The organism is Kribbella italica (assembly GCF_014205135.1).
Lineage (GTDB): Bacteria > Actinomycetota > Actinomycetes > Propionibacteriales > Kribbellaceae > Kribbella > Kribbella italica.
Genome location: NZ_JACHMY010000001.1, coordinates 3,900,859 through 3,921,678, shown reverse-complemented (window position 1 = coordinate 3,921,678; position 20,820 = coordinate 3,900,859). Strand labels below are relative to the sequence as shown.

Here is a 20,820-nt window from a genome sequence, read left to right as displayed (position 1 = left end):
CCGGCATGGCGATCCAGGAACGGCCCGAGCTGGCCGAGGCGTTGGACCTGACCCAGCACCCGGAAGGCGGCTGGTTCCGCGAGACCTGGCGGTCGGAGGTGTCCTTCGAGCCCGCCGGGTACGACGGCGAGCGGGCCAGCGCGACGGCGATCTACTTCCTGCTCGCCCCGGGCGAGGAGTCGCGCTGGCACCAGGTGCGCTCGGCCGAGATCTGGCTGTGGCACTCCGGCGGCCCGTTGACCCTCGACCTCGGCGGCACCGGCGACGACCCGGAACTGGCCGAGTCGATCACCCTCGGCCCGGACGTGAAGGCGGGTCAGCTGCCGCAGGCCGTCGTACCGGCCGGGGCCTGGCAGGCCGCGCGACCGGTCGACGACGAAGCGGTGCTGGTCTCGTGCATCGTGTCGCCCGGCTTCGACTTCGCCGACTTCACGCTGCGCTGAAATCAGCACAGGACGCTGCGCTGAAATCAGCACAGGACGCTGCGCTGAGGCCTTAGATCAGAACAGTGGCCAGCGCCTCGTAGCCCGGCAGCAGATCCGGGCCCTCCTTGCCGAGCTGCTGGATGACGACCTGGTCGGCGCCGGCGTCGAGGTGGGCGGTGAGGCCCTCGGCGATCTCGACCGCCGTCCCGTGCAGTACGAGCGCGTCGACCAGGTGGTCGCTGCCGCCGTTCTCGAAGTCGTGGTCGGCGTACCCGAGGCGCTTGAGGTTGCTCCGGTAGTTGGTGAGCTGGAGATACCCGGCCAGGTACTCCCGCGCGATCGTCCGCGCGATCTCGGGATCGGTCTCCAGCACGACCTTGTGCTCGGGCGCCAGCAGTACGCCGGCGCCGAGCGTCTCGCGCGCCTGGCGCGTGTGCTCGGGCGTCGTCAGGTACGGAAGGGCGCCGGCCGTGCGCGCGGCGGACAGCCTCAGCACCCGCGGTCCGAGCGCCGCGAGAGCGCGCCGGTCGGTCGGGACCTTGGCCTCGTCGAGCGCGTCCAGGTAGTCGACGATCGTCTCGTACGGCGTCTTGTACTCGCCGGTGCGCTCGGGATGCCCGATCCCCACGCCGAGGACGAACCGGCCCGGGTGCTCCTCCTCCAGCCGGTGGTACGACGCGGCGACGGGCGCCGGGTCGTCCTTCCACATGTTCACGATGCTGGTGCCGACCGTGACCGCGTCGGTCGAGGTGAGCAGCACCTCCGCGTCCCGCAGGTCGGCGCCGGGGGAGGCGCCGAGCCAGAGCGCGCCGTACCCGAGCTGCTCCAGACCGGTGGCGAGTTCGGGTCCCCATTTCTCCGCCTGGTGCCAGACCCCGAACCGTCCCAGATCGACCGCCACGTCGTACTCCTCTCGTCCTTGCTTCCCTTGGGGCAACTCCGGGCGGAGAGCGGCCATTCCGGCGACACACCAAGTCTTCCGGTTACTCCTGCGTCACTCAACGATGGTTGCGTCAGCAACCAGATCGGTGAGCCCGCGCGCTGGCAGGGTGTGGGGATGCGCACACTGACCTACTACGTCGGCGCCTCGCTCGACGGGTTCATCGCGGATCCCGACGGCGGGCTCGGGGCGTTCCCGATCTCGCCGGAAGTCGTCGACCACATCGCGGGGGAGTACCCGGAGACGCTGCCCGGGCAGGCGCGCGAGCAGCTCGGCCTGAGCGGCCCCGGCCGGCACTTCGACACCGTCGTCCAGGGCCGCGGCAGCTACGCGCTCGCCCTCGACGCCGGCGTCACCAGCCCGTACCCGCACCTCAAGCAGTACGTCGTGACGTCGACGCTGCGGATCGAGGACCCGGACGTGACGGTGATCCCGTCCGACCCGGTCGGCGCGATCCGCGCGCTGAAGCAGCAGGACGGCGGCGGCATCTACCTCGCCGGCGGCGGCAACCTGGCCGGCCAGCTGCTCGGCGAGATCGACGAACTGATCGTCAAGGTCTACCCGGTCGTCCTCGGCGGTGGCATCCCGCTCTTCGGGACCGGGTTCTCGCCGACGAGCCTCACTTCGAGCACTCATCGGCTGCTCGCCGACGGCACCGCCGTACTGAGCTACCAGCTGTGACCGGACGGCAGCGGAAACGACTGCCACGAAAGGGAAACAGGCAGGAAAAGATTGCGTCAAGAATCGCCCTGAACGACCGGCAGCGGGCTGTCGCGGGACAACTTCGCGAGGCACTGTGACGTCTTAAGGAGGAGTGTAACCAACCCGCAGAACTCCCGGTCAGCGCGTCGTCACCGGACAAGACCAACCGCTGCAGTGGTATGAATCCTGCGGGCTTACACTCGCAGCGACTCGGCAAGCACCAACCCCTCGACCGCCGGGCCGCGGACACAGCGTTGTGGGCCGCATTCCCTGGAGACGGAAGAAGGGCGAGCAGTGAAGGTCGGAGTTCCGAAGGAAGTCAAGAACCACGAGTACCGGGTGGCGATCACCCCGGCCGGGGTGCACGAGTTCGTGCGCAACGGGCACGAGGTTCTGATCGAGCAGGGAGCCGGATCCGGTTCGTTGCTGCCGGACGAGGAGTTCGTCGCGGCCGGGGCACGGATCGTGCCGGCCGCCGACGACGTGTGGGGCGAGGCCGAGCTGGTCCTCAAGGTCAAGGAGCCGGTCGCCGAGGAGTACCACCGGATGCGCCGCGACCAGGTGCTGTTCACCTACCTGCACCTGGCCGCCAGCCCCGAGACCACCACGGCGCTGACCCGCTCGGGCATCACCGGGATCGCGTACGAGACCGTCCAGCTCCCGGACGGCTCGCTGCCGCTGCTCGCCCCGATGAGCGAGGTCGCGGGCCGGCTCGCGCCGCAGGCCGGGTCGTACCACCTGATGGCCAACGGCGGCGGCCGCGGCGTATTGATGGGTGGTGTCTCCGGCGTGCACTCGGCCCGGGTCGTCGTCATCGGCGCCGGCGTGGCCGGGATGAACGCGGCGGCGATCGCGCTCGGCATGCAGGCCGAGGTGCAGCTGTTCGACCGCAACATCGCGCGGCTGCGGGACGCCGACCGGACCTACCAGGGCCACCTGCACACGGTCGCGTCGAACGCGTACGAGATCGAGCGCGCGGTGCTCAACGCCGACCTGGTCATCGGCGCGGTGCTGGTCACCGGCGCCAAGGCGCCGAAGCTGGTCAGCAACGAGCTGGTCTCGCGGATGAAGCCGGGCAGCGTGCTCGTCGACATCGCGATCGACCAGGGCGGCTGCTTCGAGGACTCGCACCCGACCACGCACGCCGACCCGGTCTACAAGGTGCACAACTCGCTGTTCTACTGCGTGGCCAACATGCCGGGCGCGGTGCCGAACACCTCGACGTACGCGCTCACCAACGTGACGCTGCCGTACGCCGTGGAGCTGGCGAACCTCGGCTGGCGGGAGGCGCTGAAGAACGACCACAGCCTCGCGCTCGGCCTGAACACCTTCGACGGCCACGTCACCTACGGCCCGGTCGCCGAGGCGCACGACCTCGACCAGCTCAAGCTCGACGAGGTCCTTGTCTGACCCGACGGGCAGACTGCTCCACATGAGAGACATCGGGAGGGCGGTCAGCGCCTACCTCGACCATCTGACGGTCGAGCGCGGACTGGCCGCCAACACCCTGGCGTCGTACCGGCGGGACCTGCGCCGGTACGACGAGTACCTGGCCGGCGCGGACATCACCGCGCTCGGCCGGATCTCCGAGGCGGTGGTCGGCGACTTCCTGATGCGGTTGCGGGAGGGCGACGCCGACCATCCGCCGCTGACCGCGTCCAGTGCGGGACGCACGGTCGTCGCGGTCCGCGGGTTCCACAAGTTCTGCCTGCGTGAAGGGCTCACCCCGACCGATCCGGCCGCCGCGGTGAAACCGCCGGTCCCGCCGCAACGGTTGCCGAAGGCGCTGTCCGTCGACGAGGTGACCCGGATCCTGACCGCGGCCGCCGGGGCCGAAGCCGAGCCCGCGGTGCTCGCGACGCGGGACGCGGCGTTGCTGGAGTTCCTGTACGGGACCGGCGCGCGGATCTCGGAGGCGGTCGGGCTCGACGTCGACGAGGTCGATCTCGAGTCGGGGCAGGTGCTGCTGCGGGGCAAGGGCAGCAAGGAGCGCGTCGTACCGGTCGGGTCCTACGCGCGGGACGCGTTGTCGGCGTACCAGGTCCGCGGGCGGCCGGAGCTGGTGGCACGTGGTCGTGGGACGCATGCGCTGTTCCTCAACGCGCGCGGTGGGCGGTTGTCGCGGCAGAGCGCATGGACGGTCCTGCGGAGGGCGACGCAGCGGGCGGGGATCAGCAAGGAGATCTCGCCGCACACGCTGCGGCACTCGTTCGCCACGCACCTGCTCGACGGCGGCGCCGACGTACGGGTCGTGCAGGAGTTGCTCGGGCACGCGTCGGTGACGACGACGCAGGTCTACACGCTGGTGACTGTGGACAAGCTGCGCGAGGTGTACGCGACGTCGCACCCGCGCGCGTTGTCGAGCTGACCGGACGCCCACCACTCACCAACCTTCGGCAGGCCGCGCTCGTTGAGCGTGAGGTGCCCGCTGCTCGCGCGGTTTCGGGTGGTTGCTGAGTGGTGGGCGTCCGGGCCCTCACGGTTCCGCGGCGTCGAAGGTGGCTCGGAGGCCGCCCAGGGGAGACGCGGTGAGCTGGAGGGAGCCGCCGGCGGCGAGTGCTGTCCGGCGGGCGATGTCGAGCCCGATGCCGGTGCTGCCGGGCGATCCAGGGGTGCCGTCCGGTGGCAGGCCTGGGCCGGCGTCCTCGACCCAGGCGTGGCGGTTCGCGTCGACCCCGACCCGGATCTCGGTGCCCTCGGGTGTGTGCCGGAACGCGTTGTCCAGCAGTACGTCGAACAGCGCGGCCAGGTCGTCCGCGCCGATCCGCACCGGGATCGGCCCGTCCGCGAGGTCGCCGGTCAGGCGGCGGCCGGCGTCGTCGGCCAGCGCCGACCAGAAGTGCAGCCGTTCGCGGGCCACCGCGGCCAGGTCGCTGCGCACCGCGCCTCCGGCTCGCACCGGCCGGCGGGCGGTCCGGATCATCTCGTCGATCTCGGCCGTGATCCGGTCCACGCCGGTGGCGAGGCGGGCGTTCTCCTCGGGATCGCGGACCCCGCCGACGTCGAGCCGCAACGCGGTCAACGGCGTCCGGAGCCGGTGGGCCAGATCCGCGCTCTCCGTCCGCGCGGTGGTGAGCAGCTCGTCGATGCGCAGCGCGAGCCGGTTCAGCTCGGCGCCGACCTGCCGGACCTCGGGCGGCCCGGCCGGAGTGACCCGGGCGGTCAGGTCTCCCTCGCTGAGCCGGCTGGCGGTCCCGGCCAGGCTCGCGATCGGCCTGACCACCCGACGGCCGAGCGCGTCCGCCGCCAGCATGCTCGTCGCGAACAACGCCAGACCGCCCAGTGCCAGCAGCAGCCAGCTCCGGGCGACACCGGCCCGCAGCTCCGAGCTCGGAATGAAGACGCGCACCACGGAGGTCCCGTCGGTGAGCGACTGGACCGGGACCAGCACCTCCCGGCCGCCGGCGGTCTCCGCGACGAAGGAGGCTCCGTCGCGTTCGGCCAGCTGCACCGAAGCCGATCTCGGCGTGACCGCGCCCGCGCTGGTCCCGTCGGGCCGGAACACGGTGGTGCGGTCGTCGGGCTGCACCGACGCCGATCCCAACCCGGCGACGAGGTCGGCGGTGGACTGCGCGCGCAGCAAGGCGTTCGCGGTGGCGTTGGCCGCGGCCTCGGAACGCAGCAGCAGCCCGACCGGTACGAGGGCGAGCACCAGAACGAGCAGCGTCGTGACCGCGACCAACTCAGCGATCCGGCGGCGCATGTCAGCAAGCCTCCGGCGCGCTCGACCGACGGTGCGTCAGCGGATGTCCGGCGCGGTCGGGAAGGCGGCGCGTCAGCGGATGTCCGGCGCGGTCGGGAAGGCGGCGCGTCAGTGGGTGTCCGGTGCGGTCGATCCGGCGGCGCATCAGCTGGTCTCGGGGGCGGTCAGGCAGACGCCGACGCCGCGGACGCTGCGCAGGTAGCGCGGCTCCCGGGCGGTTTCGCCGAGCTTGCGGCGCAGCCACGACAGATGGACGTCGACCGTCTTCTCGGCGCCGCCGTACGCGAGCTGCCAGACGTCGACGATCAGCTGCCGCCGCGTCACCACCTGGCCGGGGCGTTCGGCGAGGTAGGCGAGCAGGTCGAACTCGCGAGGGGTCAGGTCGAGCACGGACCCGTCCAGCCGGGCGACCCGGCCGCCCAGCTCGACCGTCAGGCCGCCGACCGAGAGCTCGCGGGGCCGGTTCGGGGCGCCGCTGCGCCGCAGGACGGCCTGGATCCGGGCGTGCAGCTGCTCCGGGCTGAACGGCTTCACCAGGTAGTCGTCGGCGCCGTCGTGCAGGGTCCGGACCATCAACGGCTCCTCGTCCCGGGCGGTGACGACGATCACCGGGACCTTGCTGACCGCGCGGGCCATCCGGAGGATCTCGCCGCCGTCGACGTCCGGCAGGCCGAGGTCGAGCAGGACCAGGTCCGGTCCGCCGGCGGTGAGCTCGGCCAGGCCGGCCAGCCCGGTCGGCGTCGTACTGGTCGCGTACCCGTGGGCCCGCAACGCGCGGAGCAGCGCGGCCCGGACGTCGGCATCGTCCTCGACGACCAGGATGTGCGGCATGGCACCGACCCTAGAGGGCGCGGGGAGCGGATCCGGGCGGCCTCGACGGGTCTTACGCTGGCTTTAGCGTGGCGTTAGGACAACGGTGACGAGGGTGGGTGACATGAAGAGAACACTGTTGATTCCCACCCTGTGCCTGACCGGCGCGCTCGTCGTTGCCGGCGGTGCCACCGCGGCACTGGCCGGCACCGGCTCATCCGGTCCGGCCGTCCTCACCGCCGCCGAAGTCGACCAGCAGCTCGCCGCCGCACCGGCCGCGACCACTCCTGCGGCAGCCGACCCCGTGAAGGCTCATGGGGGACCGGTGAACACCGTCATCGGAGGGTCGAAGAGCGCGTCGACGGTGGCGGCGTACTGCCGTGCGGACAAGATGACGAACGTCAGCTTCGCCGCACGCCCGGGCTGGAAGCGCACCGGCGCGCTGGAACCGGTCACCATCGACGTGCTCGGCAAGCAGCGATCCGCGGTCGCCGCGACCCACGTCAAGGGGACCGAGCGTGAGCAACTGGCCGTCTACTGCGTCGGCAACGCCGCGTCGACGGCGTCGCGGGTCCCGGGCGGCGACTGGTTGGTCAAGCCGACCCATGGTCTGGTCGATCGAGCCGACGACGGGCGTCGGGTGCTGCGCCGGGTGACCCCGCGGGACGAACTGCACCGGGTGACCCCGCGGGACGAGCCGCACCGGGTGACCGGGACCAAGTGACCGGAGCGACCTGACCGCCACGACCGAGACCCCCACGGACGGCCTCGCGTCGTTCGTGGGGCCCGGCACCTTAGGGTGGCGACCGTGGCGACGGACTCGGCGAGTACTGAGGAACGGCACGCGAGCTGGCTGGAGCTGTTCTTCGACCTGACCGTGGTCGCGGCCGCGGCGCAGATCGCGCACCGGCTGCACGGCGCCGAGAGCATCGGACAGGTCGCCGCCGGTGCGGCGATGTTCTACGCGATCTGGAGCGTCTGGACGACGACCAGCGTGTACGCGAACGTCGCCGGCGAGCGGACCCGGCAGCGCGCCGTCCTGCGCACGATGCTCGGGATCGCGGTGATGGCCGCGGCGGTGCCCGGGGTGTTTCCCGAGCTGCTGCCCGGCGAGCACCACGACGCACCCGAGGGCCGTACGGCGGTGTTCGTCGTCGCGTTCCTGATCTGCCGCGGGATCGCGTCCCGCTCGGCCGCGCGGGACGGACAGGTGGTCACCTTCTGGCCGGCCACGCAGTCGGTCATGGCGACGCCGTGGGTGGTGTCGCTGTTCGTCCCGGAGACCGTCGCGTACTGGCCTGTGGGGTTTCGCGATCGTCGTCGACCTCGCGTTCTCGATGGTCGGCGCCGGCAATCCGCACGCGGTCGAGGAGATGACGAACCGGGCGCGGCGGCGCCAGGAGGAGAACCGGGAGCGCGAGCAGCGCCGGCTGGCCCAGCTGATCCAGCGCGGCATCTCGCCGGACCGGCTGCCGGCGCCGCGGGTCAACCTGCTCTCGGTCGCCCAGGTCGAACGCGGTCACCTCGACGAACGGCTCGGCCTGTTCGTCATCATCGTGCTCGGCGAGGCACTCGCCCAGGTGGTCGCCGCGAACACCGAGCTGGACTGGACCCGGGCGGTGATCGTGTCGTCACTGGCCGGCTTCCTGATCCTGGTGCAGCTGTGGCAGCTCACCAGCTTGTACGGGTTCACGCCGGCTCCTCGCCGTACGGCGTCGCTCGAACCGTGGCAGGCGCTGCCCGCGCACCTCGGCGTGACCGCGTCGATCGTCGCGATCGCGGCCGGCTTCGGCGGACTGATCCCGGCCGCCGGCGAGCACCTGCACACCAAGGACCGCTGGTTCGTCTTCGGCGGGCTCGCGCTGTACGTGATCACCAGCGTGGTCGCGGCGCTGTTCGGCCGGGCGCCGCTCAAGTGGTACCTCGGGTGGGCGCTGCCGAGCCTGCTCGTCCTCGCCGCGGTCGCGGTCTTCGGGCACCCGCTGCCGGCCTGGTCGCTGGCGCTGATCGCGTACGGCGTGCTGGCGTGGTTCGCGGCGTACAACAAGCTGGTCGACACGCGGAGGGCGTGAACGGACCCGGTGCTTGCGGTTGATCGACGGTGTGCGATCATCCATGCACGGTCGGTCACCTTTCTCCGGTGATCGGCCTGCTGTGGAATGCCGACCGGAAACCACCCGACCCGGCTGCGGAGTGGCCGCTTGAGAGTGCTTGAATGCACGCTTACAGTCGCTGGGATCGCCCGTATCGGTTGAAAGGTTTGACGAGTCATGAACGAGTCGACATTCCCGGGCACCCAGCACCACGACCAGCACCAGTACGTGACGCCGTCGACGGAACCGATGTCGCCGGCGCCGGAATCGAGCACCGAACCGAGCACCGAACCGAGCACGACGCCGCAGGAGTCGCCGGCCACCGCCGACCAGCAGCGTCCGATCATCCCGAACAACTATGCGGAGATGCCCCGGCCGACGGCCAAGCTCACCGCGGAGGACATGGCACCTGTGAATGACCCGCACGGCCCGAGGCACAAGATCGGGCCGACCGGACGGCCGCTTCCCGATCTGCCGGAGGTGCTGCCGCCGACCCGTCGCGGGCCGGCCCAGGTGATCGCGATGTGCAACCAGAAGGGTGGCGTCGGCAAGACCACGACGACCATCAACCTGGGCGCCGCGATCGCCGAGACCGGGCGCAAGGTGCTGCTGATCGACTTCGACCCGCAGGGCTCGGCCTCGATCGGGCTCGGTGTGCAGCCGCACGACCTGGACCTGTCGGTCTACAACCTGCTGATGCAGCGCGACATCCGGCCCGACGAGGTCATCCAGGCCACCAAGGTCGAGAACCTCGACCTGCTGCCGGCCAACATCGACCTGTCCGCGGCCGAGGTCCAGCTGGTCCAGGAGGTCGCCCGGGAGTACACGCTGCAGCGCGTGCTCGAGCCGATCATCCCGCACTACGACGTGATCCTGATCGACTGCGCGCCCTCGCTCGGCCTGCTCACCGTCAACGCGCTGACCGCGTCGCACGGCATCGTCGTACCGCTGGAGTGCGAGTTCTTCGCGCTGCGCGGCCTGGCCATGCTGACCGACACGATCGGCAAGGTGCAGGACCGGCTCAACCCGAAGCTGGAGATCGTCGGCATTCTCGGCACCATGTTCGACGGGCGGACCACGCACGCCCGGGAAGTGCTCGACCGGGTCGTCCAGGCCTTCGACGAGCGCGTCTTCCACACCGTCATCCGGCGTACGGTGAAGTTCCCCGAGACCACGGTCGTCGGCGAGCCGATCACCACCTACGCTCCCTCGTCCCAAGCGGCTACGCAGTACCGCGACCTTGCCAAGGAGGTGCTGGCGCGTTGTCCCGCCGGGTGAGCCTGCCAGGTGCCAGCGAGCTGTTCGGGGGTGCGGCACCGAAGCAGACCAGACCCGAGAAGCGCACCGCCACCGACGGACCGGCGCTGTCCGACCGACCGGCTCCCAGTGGCCGCTCGCGGACCGCCGTCGAGGACCGCAAGTCCAGTGGACGGATCCGGCACGACACGAAGATCACCGTGTACGTGACCGAGGAAGAGCTGATCGGACTCGAACAGACCAGACTCGCGCTCCGCGCCGAGCACGGCCTGACGGCCGACCGCGGCCGGATCGTCCGCGAGGCGATCGACGTCCTGCTGGCCGACTTCGTCGACCACGGTCCGGACTCGGTGCTGGTGCAGCGGCTCCGGGCTGCCGCGGAGTAGGTCCGTCATGGCCGACACCTCGACGGACCTGCCGCTCGACCTGCCGACCGATCGGCCCGACGGCGAGTCGTCCGGCAAGGGCTTCAGCGTCCACCTGGTCAACTTCGAGGGGCCGTTCGACCTGCTGCTGCAGCTGATCAGCAAGCACAAGCTCGACATCACCGAGATCTCGCTGTCGAAGGTCACCGACGAGTTCATCGCCTACATCAAGGCGCTCGGCTCGGAGTGGGACCTCGACCAGACCTCGGAGTTCCTGCTGATCGCGTCGACGCTGCTCGACCTGAAGGCGGCGCGGCTGCTGCCGCAGGGCGACGTCGAGGACGCCGAGGACCTGGCGCTGCTCGAGGCGCGCGACCTGCTGTTCGCGCGGCTGCTGCAGTACCGGGCGTTCAAGCAGATCGCCGCGCTGATCCAGCAGCGGGTTGCCGAGGAGGGGCTGCGGTTCCCGCGCGCGGTGGGGATGGAACCTCGGTACGCCGAGCTGCTGCCGGAGGTCCTGCTCGGGGTCAGTCCTGACGAGTTCGCCGCGCTGGCCGCTGCCGCGATGGCGCCGAAGAACCTCATTCCCGAGGGCGTCTCGCTGGCGCACCTGCACTCGCCGGCCGTGACGGTGCGCGAGCAGGCGGCGATCATCATCGAGCGGCTGCGGCTGCAGCGCACGACGACGTTCCGGACGCTGGTGTCGGACTCGCCGGACACGGTGACGACGGTGTGCCGGTTCTTGGCGTTGCTGGAGCTGTTCCGGGAGGCGGCGGTGACGTTCGAGCAGGTGACGCCGCTGGGGGAGCTGACGATTCGCTGGACCGGGACCGACGAGGGCGAGATCGCCGTGGGCGACGAGTTCGACGAGGTGACGCCGGCGGAGTCGGCCGAGGGTGAGGCGCCCGAGGTGACCGACGACCACATCACCGCGTTCATCGCCGAGGGCGAGTCGCTCACCGAGGACGAGCCCGAAGACGTTGCGCCCACCGAAGAAGCCCCGACCGAGACGGCAGGCCAGTGACCGATTCCCACGACCCCACCGCCGATGCCCTGGACTCGGTGAGCACCACGGAGACGCAGGCGGACCAGCACGACGAGGCGGAATCCGAGTCGGCCGCTGCCGACGAGCGTGCGGCCGACGACGCCGCCCAGGTACCGGCCACCGACGAGCGTGCGGCCGACGACGCCGCCCAGGTACCGGCCACCGACGAGCGTGCGGCCGACGACGCCGCCCAAGTACCGGCCACCGACTCGGGGGCGGATCCTACTGAGGAGTCCGGTGCTGACGGGGCGGACTACTTGGGATCGGACGAGGACACCGAGCCGGCTGCTGCGGGCGACTCGTCTGCTGACCCGGACGGCGACCCGGTTCAAGTACCGGCCACCGACTCGGGGGCGGATCCTGCTGAGGAGTTGTTGCTGCAGCTCGAGGAAGAGCCGGCCGCGGGGGAGGTGGTGATCGACGACGTCACCATGCGGCGGGCGCTGGAAGCGATCCTGATGGTGACCGACGAGCCCTTGCCTGCTTTGGTTCTGGCGCGGGCCGTCGGACGCCCGGTCGGCGACGTGACCGGGGCGCTGAAGGAGCTGGCGGGGGAGTACACCGAGCAGGGCCGCGGGTTCGACCTGCGGGAGGTCGGCGGTGGCTGGCGGTACTACACGCGGCCCGCGGAAGCGCAGTACGTGGAGAAGTTCGTGCTCGACGGGCAGCAGGCGCGGTTGACGCAGGCGGCGCTGGAGACGCTGGCGGTGGTCGCGTACAAGCAGCCCGTCAGCCGGGCGCGCGTGTCGGCGATCCGCGGCGTCAACGTCGACGGCGTGATGCGGACGCTGATCAGCCGCGGTCTGGTCGAGGACGCCGGCGCGGACACCGAGTCCCAGGCCACCTTGTACCGGACCAGCTCTTATTTTCTGGAGCGAATGGGTATGCAGAGTCTGGACGACCTGCCGGAACTCGCCCCTTACCTGCCGGAGATGGACGACATGGAAGAAGAGCTCGCCGCCCAGAGCACCGCGACCGCCGAAGACCTCGGCACCGAAGGCACCGGTACGCCGGACGCCGCGACCCCGCCGGAGGCCGTCGGCACGCCTGGCCCTGCGGAGGCGGTGACCTCCGACGTGGGGGCCGCGGGGATCGACGGGGACCTGAGCACCACCGGTGATCCCCAGCTCGATCTCGAGCACGAGGAGCCGGAGCTGGAGCCGGCCGAGGAGCTGGAGGCCGGTGGCGACACCGAGCTCGACCAGGAAGAGGCCGACCCCGCCGAGATCCCCGAGACCGGCGGCGACTCCGAGGACGGCACCGGCGACGACGCGGCCGACGACTCCGACGACGACGGCGTGGAGATCGTCGTCCCCGAGGACGACGACGATGACGACGACGAGGACGACCTGGTCGACGACGACAGCGACGACGAGGACGACGATCACCTGGAGTCGGCCGAGGAGCTGACCGAGGAGCGAACGGCAGGCGATGTCGGCGACACCGAGCCTGCGCAGTACCGTGTCCGTAGTGATGACTGAAGACAACGGGATCCGGCTGCAGAAGGCCCTCGCACAGGCGGGCGTGGCGAGCCGGCGGAACGCCGAGCTGCTGATCGAGCAGGGCCGCGTCGAGGTGGACGGCTCGGTCGTCACCGAGTTCGGCACCCGGGTCGACCCCGCGGTCTCGGTGATCCGGGTCGACGGCGAGCGGATCCCGCCGACCAGCGCGCACGCGTACCTGGTGCTGAACAAGCCCCGCGGCGTCGTCACCACGATGGCCGACCCGCAGGGCCGGCCGTGCATCGCCGACTACGTGCAGGACCGCGACGAGCGGCTGTTCCACATCGGCCGGCTCGACACCGACACCGAGGGCCTCCTGCTGCTCACCAATCACGGTGAGTTCGCGCACCGGCTCGCGCACCCGTCGTACGAGGTCAGCAAGACGTACGTCGCCGAGGTCGACGGCAACGTCAAGCCCGTCGTCCTGCGCCGGCTGCTCGACGGCGTCCACCTCGACGACGGCGAGGCCCGCGCCGACACCGTGAAGGTGACCGCCGAGATCAAGAACCGCACGCTGGTCCAGATCACCCTGCACGAAGGCCGCAACCGCATCGTCCGCCGCATGTTCGACGCGGTCGGCCACCCGGTCAAACGCCTCACCCGAACGGCGATCGGCCCGGTCCGCCGCGGCAACCTCCACACCGGCGAACTCCGCGAACTCGACCCCAAGGAACTCGGCCAACTCCTCGACCTCGTCGACCTCTGATCCCACGGCCATACTGGCCGTATGTGGGCGGTCATCGGGGTGTGGGACATCGACGCGGACGCGATCGAGCCGCTGCGTGACCAGCTCACGCTGATGGCCTCGAGCAAGATCGGCCTGCCCGGCTTCGTGCACGGCACCTGGACCCGCGACGGCCACATGATCCAGGTGTACGCCGACGAGGCCGACGCCCGCCGCTACCACCAGGCGATGATCGACCAGGGTGCCGTCGAACCACCCGGTGTCCGCAACGTCGTCTGGGCCGTCGCCGAGGTCGGCGCCGAGTCCGACGCGTCCGGCTGGACGGATCGCGCGGGGCAGCACCATCCGCCGACTACGTCGCCCGAGCCGCCCGGCTGAAGCACGGCGCCGGCGGCTCAATGCCGAGCGCCCGGTGGGGCGAGGCTAGAGCGTTCGCGCGAAGAAGCCGCGCAGGAGCCCGCGTACGGCAGCGGTCGTGTGCGGGTTGTTGCCGAGGAGGGTCGTGCGTTCGGCTGAGGTCATCAGGCCGGCGGCTACCAGTTGCGGGGCGAAGGCGGCGTAGTCGGTGAAGGCCCAGTGGTTGGCTTGGTGGAGTTGCGTACGGCGTACTGGGCCTCCGTGGGACTGGACGGCGTTCCAGGTGCGGTCGAAGCGGGGGTTGGTGTAGCCGTAGGTGCCGACTCGGCGAAGGTCTAGGGCGCGGTGGAGGTTGCGTGGGTGCGGGTGGCGGCCCAGTCGACGCCGGTGGAAGGGAGTTCGGGGTGCAGTACGCCGGCGTCGAGGCTGCCGAAGACGGCGGCGGCCGTGGGGGACAGGTGTGGGGCGCGTTGGTAGCCCCGGGTGGTCGACGCTGGGTAGTAGATCGTCACCATGAGTTCGCGCGTGGGGGCGTTGTTCCACGGGTCACGGCGGGTTGAGTCGACCAGGTGCAAGGTCGTCGTACCGGTGCGGTGCGGACCGGTTGGCGGGGGCAACCGAAGGGTCGGCGGCGTGGTCGATGCCGCGGCAGGCAAGGCCCCGGCGACGGTGGTGGACGCGACGGCGGCGATGAAGGTTCGTCTCCTCATGGGTACGACGTTGGCAGCCGCAACCATCGTGGTCACTGCTGTCGGGCGGAACTCCACCGACGATCCACCGGCCGCCGGAAAGCGCTCTCGAACCAGGGATGGTTGACATCAAAGGGGTAACGCCCCGAAACGCCGCGCCTGAGACAGGGCACGGATGTCGGAGCTGCGCCGTAGTGTGGGTGATGTGAACCGGCGAATCTTCGGTCTGGAGAACGAGTACGGAGTCACCTGCACTTTTCGAGGTCAGCGCCGACTGACCCCCGATGAGGTGGCGAGGTACCTGTTTCGGCGCGTCGTGTCCTGGGGGCGGAGCAGCAACGTCTTCCTCCGCAACGGGGCCCGGCTCTACCTCGACGTGGGCTCCCATCCGGAGTACGCGACCGGCGAGTGCGACTCGGTCACCGACCTGATCGCGCACGACAAGGCCGGTGAGCGGATTCTCGAAGGCCTGCTGGTCGACGCCCAGAAGCGGCTGCACGACGAGGGCATCTTCGGCGACGTCTACCTGTTCAAGAACAACACCGACTCGGCCGGCAACAGCTACGGCTGCCACGAGAACTACCTGGTCAGCCGGCACGGCGACTTCGCGAAGCTCGCCGACGTGCTGATCCCGTTCCTGGTCACCCGGCAGCTGATCTGCGGCGCGGGCAAGGTGCTGCAGACGCCGCGCGGCGCGGTCTACTCGGTGTCCCAGCGCGCCGAGCACATCTGGGAGGGCGTCTCCAGCGCGACGACGCGGTCCCGCCCGATCATCAACACCCGCGACGAGCCGCACGCGGACGCCGAGCGGTTCCGCCGGCTGCACGTGATCGTCGGCGACTCGAACATGTCCGAGACCACCATGCTGCTGAAGGTGGCCAGCACGGACCTGGTACTGCGGATGATCGAGGCCGGCATCGTGATGCGCGACCTCACGCTCGACAACCCGATCCGCGCGATCCGCGAGATCAGCCACGACATGACCGGCCGCCGCGAGGTCCGGCTGGCCAACGGCCGCGAGGCCAGTGCGCTGGACATCCAGGGCGAGTACCTGAACAAGGCCCGCGACTTCGTCGACCGCCGCGAGCTCGGGACGCCGGCCGTCGAGCGGGCGCTGAACCTGTGGGAGCGCTGCCTCAAGGCGATCGAGTCCGGCGACCTGTCCGGGATCGAGCGCGAGATCGACTGGGTGATCAAGTACCGCCTGATCGAGCGCTACCGCGCGCAGAACAACCTCGGCCTGGCCAGCCCGCGGGTCGCCCAGCTCGACCTGGCCTACCACGATATCCACCGCCCCCGCGGTCTGTACTACCTGCTCGAGCGCAAGGGCGCCGTCACCCGCGTCGTCGACGACCTGCGGGTCTTCGAGGCCAAGTCGGTGCCGCCGCAGACGACCCGCGCGCGGCTGCGCGGCGAGTTCATCAAGCGCGCGCAGGAACGCCGCCGCGACTTCACCGTCGACTGGGTGCACCTGAAGCTCAACGACCAGGCCCAGCGGACCGTGCTGTGCAAGGACCCGTTCAAGTCCCACGACGAGCGGGTCGAGAAGCTCATCGCCAGCATGTGAGCTGTGCGCCCGGTACGGCGAAAAGCCGGCCGGGCGCCCGCCGCGCCGGGGTAGGTTGGGGCGGTGATCAGGCTTGGATATCCCGTGGTCGGCGTGGCCGACCTGACGGTTGCTGCTGCGTTCTGGACGGCTGCGCTGGATCTGGCCGAGAGCCCCGAGTGGGCGCGTGACAGCTGGCGGACGCTGGTACGACAGACCGACGGCGAACGGGTGCTCGGTCTGATGCTCAGCGACTCGGCGCCCGAGCAGTACCCGCGGATCCACCTCGACCTGCTGGTCGACACGACCGCCGAGCAGGAGACCGAGGTCGAACGACTGATCGGGCTGGGCGCGCAGCGGGTGGACTGGGACAGCTACCCACCCGACCCGGACTTCGTCGTACTGGCCGATCCGGACGGGAACGTGTTCTGTGTGGTCGATCTGAGCCGGGCTCCGTCGGGATCCTGAGGCTGCTCAGTCGTCGCGCTTCTTGCCGGCCTGGTCGTCGGGCGCGAACCTCAGCCCGAGCGCGGCGGTGAGGATCAGGGCCAGGCAGGCGGCGATGGCGAAGTTGTCACCCATCATCCCGTGCGGGGTCTTGATCGCCGGCCGGATCAGCAGGGACATGATCAGCAGACCGATGCCGATCCGCAGCAGCACCCGGGCCGCCATCTTCATCATGGTCGAACCTACGATCGCGTCGGTTGAGGGCTCGCCTCGTCGGCGGCGAGGTGCTTCAGCGGTGGGATCTCGTCGGAGAAGAAGCAGGCGGTCCGGTGTCCCGAGCCGAGGTCGACCAGCGGCGGAGCCTCCTTGCGGCAGACGTCCTGGACCAGCGGACAGCGGTTGGAGAACACGCATCCCTTCGTCGCGGGCTCGCCGGTCAGCCGCTCGGAGCCGCCGCCCTCCGCGTCTCGCTTGCGCACCAGCACCGGGTCCGGGACGGGAATCGCCTGGAGCAGCATGTGCGTGTACGGGTGGCTGGGGGTCTTGATCAGTTCCTCGACCGGGCCTTCCTCGACGATGTAGCCGTAGAACATCACGGCGATCCGCCCGCCCTGCGCGAAGTACCGGACCACCCCGAAGTCGTGGCTGATGAACACGAATCCGATGCCACGGTCGCGCTGGAACGAGAGCAACAGGTCGAGGATCGCGACCCGCATCGACACGTCCAGCATGCTGGTCACCTCGTCGGCGACGATCAGCTTCGGCTGCAGGCCGATGGCCCGGGCGATCGACACCCGCTGGCGCTGGCCGCCGGACAACTGGTGGGGGTAACGCTGCAGGAACGCCGGCGTGGCGTCCAGCCCGACCTGCCGCAGCAGCTCGATCATCTCCTCCTGGACGGTACGCCGGGTTGCCAGCTTGTGCCGCAGGAGGCCCGGCGCCAACGTACTGCCGATCGTCAGGCCCGGATTCAGCGAACCGTACGGGTCCTGATGCACCATCTGGACGCGGCGCCGCCAGTCCCTGCGCTGCGTGCCCCTCAGGTCCGCGATATCGCTGCCCTCGAAGGAAATGCTGCCGGTACTGGGTTCGTGCAATCCGGCGATCAGCCGGCCCAACGTGGTCTTGCCACAGCCGGACTCGCCCACCAGGGCCACGATCTCGCCCTCCTGGGTGGACAGGTCGACGTTGTGCAGGACCGGCCTGCCGGTGCCCGTGTCGTAGGTGTGCGTCACGTTCCGCACGTCGAGCAGGCTCATGCCTTCGACACCTCCATCGGTAGGAGTTCGCGATTCACGACGTGGCAGGCCACGAGGTGCCCACCGCCGTCGCCGAGCAGTGGGGGCTCGGTGTGCCGGCAGAGGTCCTCCGCCAAGCGGCACCTCGGAGCGAACCGGCAGCCGTCCGGCAGTTCGGCGAGGTTCGGCACCGAGCCGCCGATCGGCCGGACCGTGAGGCCGGCGTCCAGCACGCTCGGAATCGCGTTGATCAGCGCCTCGACGTACGGGTGCCGGCGTTCGGCCTTGAAGATCTCCTCGACCGTCCCGGACTCGACCAGACGCCCCGCGTACATCACCGCGACGCGGGTGGCCACCTCGGCGACGACCGCGAGGTCGTGCGTGACGAAGACGATCGTCACCCCGAGGTCGCGGTGAAGATCCTTGAGGATGTCGATCACCAGCCGCTGGTTGAGCACGTCCAGCGCCGTGGTCGGCTCGTCCAGGATCACCACGGACGGCTTCAGCAGCAAGGCGACGGCGATCGCCACCCGCTGCTTCATCCCGCCGGACAGCTGGCTCTCGTACGCCTTCCAGATCCGCTGCGGCGGGAGCTGAACCAGCTCGAGCAGGTGCTCGAAGTGTTTGCGGCCGTCCTTCGGATCGGGGAACACCTCCGGATGCGCCTGCAGGATGTGGTCCACCTGGGCGCCGATGGTCACGACCGGGTTGAACGCGTTCATCGCGCCCTGGAAGACCATTGCCAGCTCGGCACCACGCAAGGCGTTGAGGTCGCGCTTGGACATCGCGGTCAGGCCACGTCCCCGGAACCTGACGTCGCCGCCGGCCACCCGGCCCGGCGGCGGCACGATCTGCAACATCGAGTACGCCAGGGTGGACTTGCCACAGCCCGACTCGCCGACCAGGGCGTAGATCTCACCGGCGGCGACCGAGAGGCTGACGTTCTCGACGGCGCGCACCGAGCCGGCGCCGTCGCCGAAGGCGACCGTCAGGTCGTCGATCTCCAGCAGCGTCTCGTCGTTCACGTTGTTCGCGCTGTTCACTGGACACGCAGCCTCGGGTTGAACACGCTGTCGAGCGCGCGGGAGAAGAACACGAACGCCACCTGCAGGATGACGATCGCGGCCATCGGGGAGAACAGGTAGAACGCGCTGTCGGTGGTGTACAACGCTCCTTGCGCCATCGCCAGGTTGATCATGATGCCCCAGTTGTTGCCGCTGATCGGAGCGATGCCGAGCAGGAACAGGCCCACGGACGCGTAGATGGCGCCGGTGATGGCCAGCAGGAAGTGGATCGCGACGTACGGCCCGACGTTCGGCAGCAGTTGCCGTCCGACCATGTTGCTGAGCGAGACGCCCTGGAGTTTGGCCGCTTCGACGAACTCTCTGCTCCGCAGACTCATGGCTTGGGACCGGATCGCCCGGGCCAGGCCCGCCCAGGCGGTGATCGACAGGATGAGGGCCAGTACGACCGGGTTGGTGGTGTTGATCACGCTGGCCAGGACGATGATCAGCGGCAGGCCGGGAATGGTGAGGAAGATGTCGGTGATCCGCATGATGACCGTGTCGGCCACTCCGCCGACGTACCCGGTCAGCAGGCCGATCGCCACGCCGACGAAGACCGTGACCACCGCGGACAGTACGCCGACGATCATGATCGGCCGGGTGCCCACGATGATCTGGGACAGGACACCCTGTCCGAGGGCGTCGGTGCCGAGTGGATGCTGCAGTGACGGAGCCAGGTACGCCTGGCTCGCGTCCTGCTCGTTGCCCACCTCGACGAAGATCGGGCCGAAGACCGCCGCCAGGCAGTAGATCAGCACGATCGCTCCGCCGATCAGGGCCCCCTTGTCGTGGCGCAGGATCCGCCACAGGTCGCTGAGGAATCTCATGCCATCGAACCTCCTGCCGGCAGCACTTCCTGATCGGGGTCGGCGGGCTGGTCGGCCGCGCGGGCGCGGGCGGCCGGATTGGCGATCCGCGGGTCGACCAACGGGTAGAGCAGGTCGACCAGGAGATTGGTGATGATCACCGAGACGGTGATCAGCAGGAAGCAGCCCATCATCAGCGAGTAGTCGCGCTGGCCGACCGACTGGATCATGTAGAACCCGATCCCCGGGTACTGGAAGTAGGTCTCGATGAACACCGAGCCGCCGAACATGAAGCCCACGGACAGGGCCAGCTGCGTCACCATCGGCAGCATCGAGTTGCGCCCGACGTAGGACTGGGTGATCCGCCGATCGCTCAGGCCGCGGGACTCGGCCGCCCGGACGTACTCGGCGCCGAGCACCGAGACGGCGCTGCCCTTCATGCCGAGGGCCCAGCCACCGAACGACGTGATCACCGACGCGGCGATCGGCAGGATGGCGTGGTAGAGCACGCTGATCACGTACGGGCCGTTGAACCCTGGCGTGACGTCGATCCCGTAGGCGCCACCGGACGGAAACACCTGATAGACGCTGGTGAGGACGTAGAGCAGCGCGATCGCCACCAGGTAGCTCGGAACGGCGCTCAGAAAGGAGACGACGAAGGTCATCGCCTGGGAGAACCGGCTGTTCTGGAAGGCGGCCATCATCGCCCCGACCGCGATCCCGATGACGAAGCTGATGATCAGCGACACCGCCACCACCATGATCGTCCAGGGCAGGGCCTCGGCGATCACCGCCACCACGGTCGTGCCCGGGTTGGTGATCGGGCGGCCGAGGTCGCCGCGGACCGCGCCCCACACGTACCGCAGGTACTGCTCCCAGACCGGAGCGTCCGGCGTCACGCTGTAGACCGCGCTGATCCGTTGCTGGATCTCGACCTCGCTCAGGCCGCCCTGCATCCGCAACTGGGCCTCCAGAGCCGCCATCGGGCTGCCGGGCATCAGCCGGATCATGAAGAACGACAGGGAGATGACGATGTAGATGATCAGCAACGACATCGCCAGTCGTTTCAGGATGTAGGAAACCATCAGCGCCTTCCGGGGTCGGGGCGGTACCGGTCGGCACCGGGGGGAAGGTGCCGACCGGACG

General features: G+C 69.9%; 23 protein-coding genes and 1 pseudogene. 15 read left to right on the top strand and 9 right to left on the bottom strand.

What is annotated here, in order from left to right; all coding sequences use genetic code 11:
- The first annotated feature begins 5 nt into the window (after positions 1-5).
- Positions 6-443, top strand: coding sequence for a cupin domain-containing protein (locus HDA39_RS18140; protein ID WP_184796515.1), 438 nt, complete (start codon positions 6-8; stop codon positions 441-443).
- Positions 444-495: 52 nt separating this feature from the next.
- Here HDA39_RS18140 and HDA39_RS18135 read toward each other — a convergent pair whose 3' ends face one another.
- On the bottom strand, positions 496-1,326 hold the full coding sequence (locus tag HDA39_RS18135) for a TIGR03620 family F420-dependent LLM class oxidoreductase (RefSeq protein ID WP_184796513.1): 831 nt from the start codon (positions 1,324-1,326) through the stop codon (positions 496-498).
- Positions 1,327-1,482: 156 nt separating this feature from the next.
- Between HDA39_RS18135 and HDA39_RS18130 the strand changes: the two genes are divergently transcribed.
- From HDA39_RS18130 to xerD, 3 genes are all read left to right on the top strand, one after another.
- Positions 1,483-2,046 carry a dihydrofolate reductase family protein gene (locus HDA39_RS18130; protein ID WP_184796511.1) on the top strand — a complete coding sequence of 188 codons (564 nt, stop codon included), beginning with the start codon at positions 1,483-1,485 and terminating at the stop codon, positions 2,044-2,046.
- A gap of 315 nt (positions 2,047-2,361) precedes the next feature.
- Positions 2,362-3,477 carry an alanine dehydrogenase gene (ald, locus tag HDA39_RS18125; RefSeq protein WP_184796509.1) on the top strand — a complete coding sequence of 372 codons (1,116 nt, stop codon included), beginning with the start codon at positions 2,362-2,364 and terminating at the stop codon, positions 3,475-3,477.
- A 22-nt stretch (positions 3,478-3,499) separates the two neighbouring features.
- The gene (gene xerD, locus HDA39_RS18120; RefSeq protein WP_184796507.1) at positions 3,500-4,435 is read left to right on the top strand and encodes a site-specific tyrosine recombinase XerD; all 936 of its coding nucleotides are present in this window, start codon (positions 3,500-3,502) and stop codon (positions 4,433-4,435) included.
- A 108-nt stretch (positions 4,436-4,543) separates the two neighbouring features.
- On the opposite strand, the gene HDA39_RS18115 is transcribed toward xerD, so the two are convergent.
- Together HDA39_RS18115 and HDA39_RS18110 are read right to left on the bottom strand one after the other, a co-directional pair.
- The gene (locus tag HDA39_RS18115) at positions 4,544-5,770 is read right to left on the bottom strand and encodes a sensor histidine kinase (protein WP_184796505.1); all 1,227 of its coding nucleotides are present in this window, start codon (positions 5,768-5,770) and stop codon (positions 4,544-4,546) included.
- Between the two features lie 144 nt (positions 5,771-5,914).
- On the bottom strand, positions 5,915-6,601 hold the full coding sequence (locus HDA39_RS18110; RefSeq protein WP_184796503.1) for a response regulator transcription factor: 687 nt from the start codon (positions 6,599-6,601) through the stop codon (positions 5,915-5,917).
- Between the two features lie 103 nt (positions 6,602-6,704).
- Between HDA39_RS18110 and HDA39_RS18105 the strand changes: the two genes are divergently transcribed.
- From HDA39_RS18105 to HDA39_RS18065, 9 genes and pseudogenes are all read left to right on the top strand, one after another.
- Positions 6,705-7,304 carry a hypothetical protein gene (locus HDA39_RS18105; RefSeq protein ID WP_184796501.1) on the top strand — a complete coding sequence of 200 codons (600 nt, stop codon included), beginning with the start codon at positions 6,705-6,707 and terminating at the stop codon, positions 7,302-7,304.
- Between the two features lie 75 nt (positions 7,305-7,379).
- Positions 7,380-7,817, top strand: a pseudogene (locus tag HDA39_RS44115) (low temperature requirement protein A); the annotation flags it as partial.
- Positions 7,818-7,878: 61 nt separating this feature from the next.
- On the top strand, positions 7,879-8,652 hold the full coding sequence (locus HDA39_RS18095; protein WP_184806226.1) for a low temperature requirement protein A: 774 nt from the start codon (positions 7,879-7,881) through the stop codon (positions 8,650-8,652).
- Between the two features lie 198 nt (positions 8,653-8,850).
- Positions 8,851-9,951, top strand: coding sequence for an AAA family ATPase (locus HDA39_RS18090; protein WP_420488729.1), 1,101 nt, complete (start codon positions 8,851-8,853; stop codon positions 9,949-9,951).
- Positions 9,936-10,316: a hypothetical protein gene (locus HDA39_RS18085; protein WP_184796500.1), complete on the top strand. Its 381-nt coding sequence runs from the start codon at positions 9,936-9,938 to the stop codon at positions 10,314-10,316. The genes HDA39_RS18090 and HDA39_RS18085 overlap by 16 nt, the downstream gene beginning before the upstream one ends.
- Before the next feature lie 7 nt (positions 10,317-10,323).
- Positions 10,324-11,319 carry a segregation and condensation protein A gene (locus tag HDA39_RS18080; protein ID WP_184796498.1) on the top strand — a complete coding sequence of 332 codons (996 nt, stop codon included), beginning with the start codon at positions 10,324-10,326 and terminating at the stop codon, positions 11,317-11,319.
- Positions 11,320-11,357: 38 nt separating this feature from the next.
- The gene (scpB, locus tag HDA39_RS18075) at positions 11,358-12,821 is read left to right on the top strand and encodes an SMC-Scp complex subunit ScpB (protein ID WP_337925787.1); all 1,464 of its coding nucleotides are present in this window, start codon (positions 11,358-11,360) and stop codon (positions 12,819-12,821) included.
- Positions 12,814-13,548: a pseudouridine synthase gene (locus HDA39_RS18070; protein ID WP_184796496.1), complete on the top strand. Its 735-nt coding sequence runs from the start codon at positions 12,814-12,816 to the stop codon at positions 13,546-13,548. Before scpB ends, HDA39_RS18070 begins: the two co-directional genes overlap by 8 nt.
- A 21-nt stretch (positions 13,549-13,569) precedes the next feature.
- Positions 13,570-13,905 carry a hypothetical protein gene (locus HDA39_RS18065; protein WP_184796494.1) on the top strand — a complete coding sequence of 112 codons (336 nt, stop codon included), beginning with the start codon at positions 13,570-13,572 and terminating at the stop codon, positions 13,903-13,905.
- Between the two features lie 314 nt (positions 13,906-14,219).
- On the opposite strand, the gene HDA39_RS18060 is transcribed toward HDA39_RS18065, so the two are convergent.
- Positions 14,220-14,594 carry a hypothetical protein gene (locus tag HDA39_RS18060; protein WP_184796492.1) on the bottom strand — a complete coding sequence of 125 codons (375 nt, stop codon included), beginning with the start codon at positions 14,592-14,594 and terminating at the stop codon, positions 14,220-14,222.
- Between the two features lie 184 nt (positions 14,595-14,778).
- Here HDA39_RS18060 and pafA point away from each other — a divergent pair, with 184 nt between their 5' ends.
- On the top strand, positions 14,779-16,140 hold the full coding sequence (gene pafA / locus HDA39_RS18055) for a Pup--protein ligase (protein ID WP_184796490.1): 1,362 nt from the start codon (positions 14,779-14,781) through the stop codon (positions 16,138-16,140).
- 63 nt (positions 16,141-16,203) lie between these two features.
- Positions 16,204-16,587: a VOC family protein gene (locus HDA39_RS18050; protein WP_184796488.1), complete on the top strand. Its 384-nt coding sequence runs from the start codon at positions 16,204-16,206 to the stop codon at positions 16,585-16,587.
- A gap of 6 nt (positions 16,588-16,593) precedes the next feature.
- Here HDA39_RS18050 and HDA39_RS18045 read toward each other — a convergent pair whose 3' ends face one another.
- The 5 genes from HDA39_RS18045 to HDA39_RS18025 are packed head-to-tail and all read right to left on the bottom strand — an operon-like array spanning position 16,594 to position 20,759.
- Positions 16,594-16,800 carry a hypothetical protein gene (locus HDA39_RS18045; protein WP_184796486.1) on the bottom strand — a complete coding sequence of 69 codons (207 nt, stop codon included), beginning with the start codon at positions 16,798-16,800 and terminating at the stop codon, positions 16,594-16,596.
- A gap of 8 nt (positions 16,801-16,808) precedes the next feature.
- Positions 16,809-17,825, bottom strand: a complete 1,017-nt coding sequence (locus tag HDA39_RS18040; protein WP_184796484.1) for an ABC transporter ATP-binding protein — start codon at positions 17,823-17,825, stop codon at positions 16,809-16,811.
- On the bottom strand, positions 17,822-18,847 hold the full coding sequence (locus HDA39_RS18035; RefSeq protein WP_184796482.1) for an oligopeptide/dipeptide ABC transporter ATP-binding protein: 1,026 nt from the start codon (positions 18,845-18,847) through the stop codon (positions 17,822-17,824). The genes HDA39_RS18040 and HDA39_RS18035 overlap by 4 nt, the downstream gene beginning before the upstream one ends.
- Positions 18,844-19,695: an ABC transporter permease gene (locus tag HDA39_RS18030; protein WP_184796480.1), complete on the bottom strand. Its 852-nt coding sequence runs from the start codon at positions 19,693-19,695 to the stop codon at positions 18,844-18,846. The genes HDA39_RS18035 and HDA39_RS18030 overlap by 4 nt, the downstream gene beginning before the upstream one ends.
- On the bottom strand, positions 19,692-20,759 hold the full coding sequence (locus tag HDA39_RS18025) for an ABC transporter permease (protein WP_184796478.1): 1,068 nt from the start codon (positions 20,757-20,759) through the stop codon (positions 19,692-19,694). The genes HDA39_RS18030 and HDA39_RS18025 overlap by 4 nt, the downstream gene beginning before the upstream one ends.
- Positions 20,760-20,820 lie beyond the last annotated feature (61 nt).

Excerpts from the sequence above, each read along its gene's own strand:
- HDA39_RS18110 (WP_184796503.1), bottom strand. The coding sequence starts at position 6,601 with ATGCCGCACATCCTGGTCGTCGAGGACGATGCCGACGTCCGGGCCGCG.
- xerD (WP_184796507.1), top strand. The coding sequence starts at position 3,500 with ATGAGAGACATCGGGAGGGCGGTCAGCGCCTACCTCGACCATCTGACG.
- HDA39_RS18130 (WP_184796511.1), top strand. The coding sequence starts at position 1,483 with ATGCGCACACTGACCTACTACGTCGGCGCCTCGCTCGACGGGTTCATC.
- HDA39_RS18060 (WP_184796492.1), bottom strand. The coding sequence starts at position 14,594 with ATGAGGAGACGAACCTTCATCGCCGCCGTCGCGTCCACCACCGTCGCC.
- HDA39_RS18070 (WP_184796496.1), top strand. The coding sequence starts at position 12,814 with ATGACTGAAGACAACGGGATCCGGCTGCAGAAGGCCCTCGCACAGGCG.
- HDA39_RS18080 (WP_184796498.1), top strand. The coding sequence starts at position 10,324 with ATGGCCGACACCTCGACGGACCTGCCGCTCGACCTGCCGACCGATCGG.
- HDA39_RS18090 (WP_420488729.1), top strand. The coding sequence starts at position 8,851 with ATGAACGAGTCGACATTCCCGGGCACCCAGCACCACGACCAGCACCAG.
- HDA39_RS18040 (WP_184796484.1), bottom strand. The coding sequence starts at position 17,825 with ATGAGCCTGCTCGACGTGCGGAACGTGACGCACACCTACGACACGGGC.
- HDA39_RS18030 (WP_184796480.1), bottom strand. The coding sequence starts at position 19,695 with ATGAGATTCCTCAGCGACCTGTGGCGGATCCTGCGCCACGACAAGGGG.
- HDA39_RS18045 (WP_184796486.1), bottom strand. The coding sequence starts at position 16,800 with ATGATGAAGATGGCGGCCCGGGTGCTGCTGCGGATCGGCATCGGTCTG.
- HDA39_RS18065 (WP_184796494.1), top strand. The coding sequence starts at position 13,570 with ATGTGGGCGGTCATCGGGGTGTGGGACATCGACGCGGACGCGATCGAG.
- HDA39_RS18105 (WP_184796501.1), top strand. The coding sequence starts at position 6,705 with ATGAAGAGAACACTGTTGATTCCCACCCTGTGCCTGACCGGCGCGCTC.
- HDA39_RS18025 (WP_184796478.1), bottom strand. The coding sequence starts at position 20,759 with ATGGTTTCCTACATCCTGAAACGACTGGCGATGTCGTTGCTGATCATC.
- HDA39_RS18115 (WP_184796505.1), bottom strand. The coding sequence starts at position 5,770 with ATGCGCCGCCGGATCGCTGAGTTGGTCGCGGTCACGACGCTGCTCGTT.
- HDA39_RS18140 (WP_184796515.1), top strand. The coding sequence starts at position 6 with ATGGCGATCCAGGAACGGCCCGAGCTGGCCGAGGCGTTGGACCTGACC.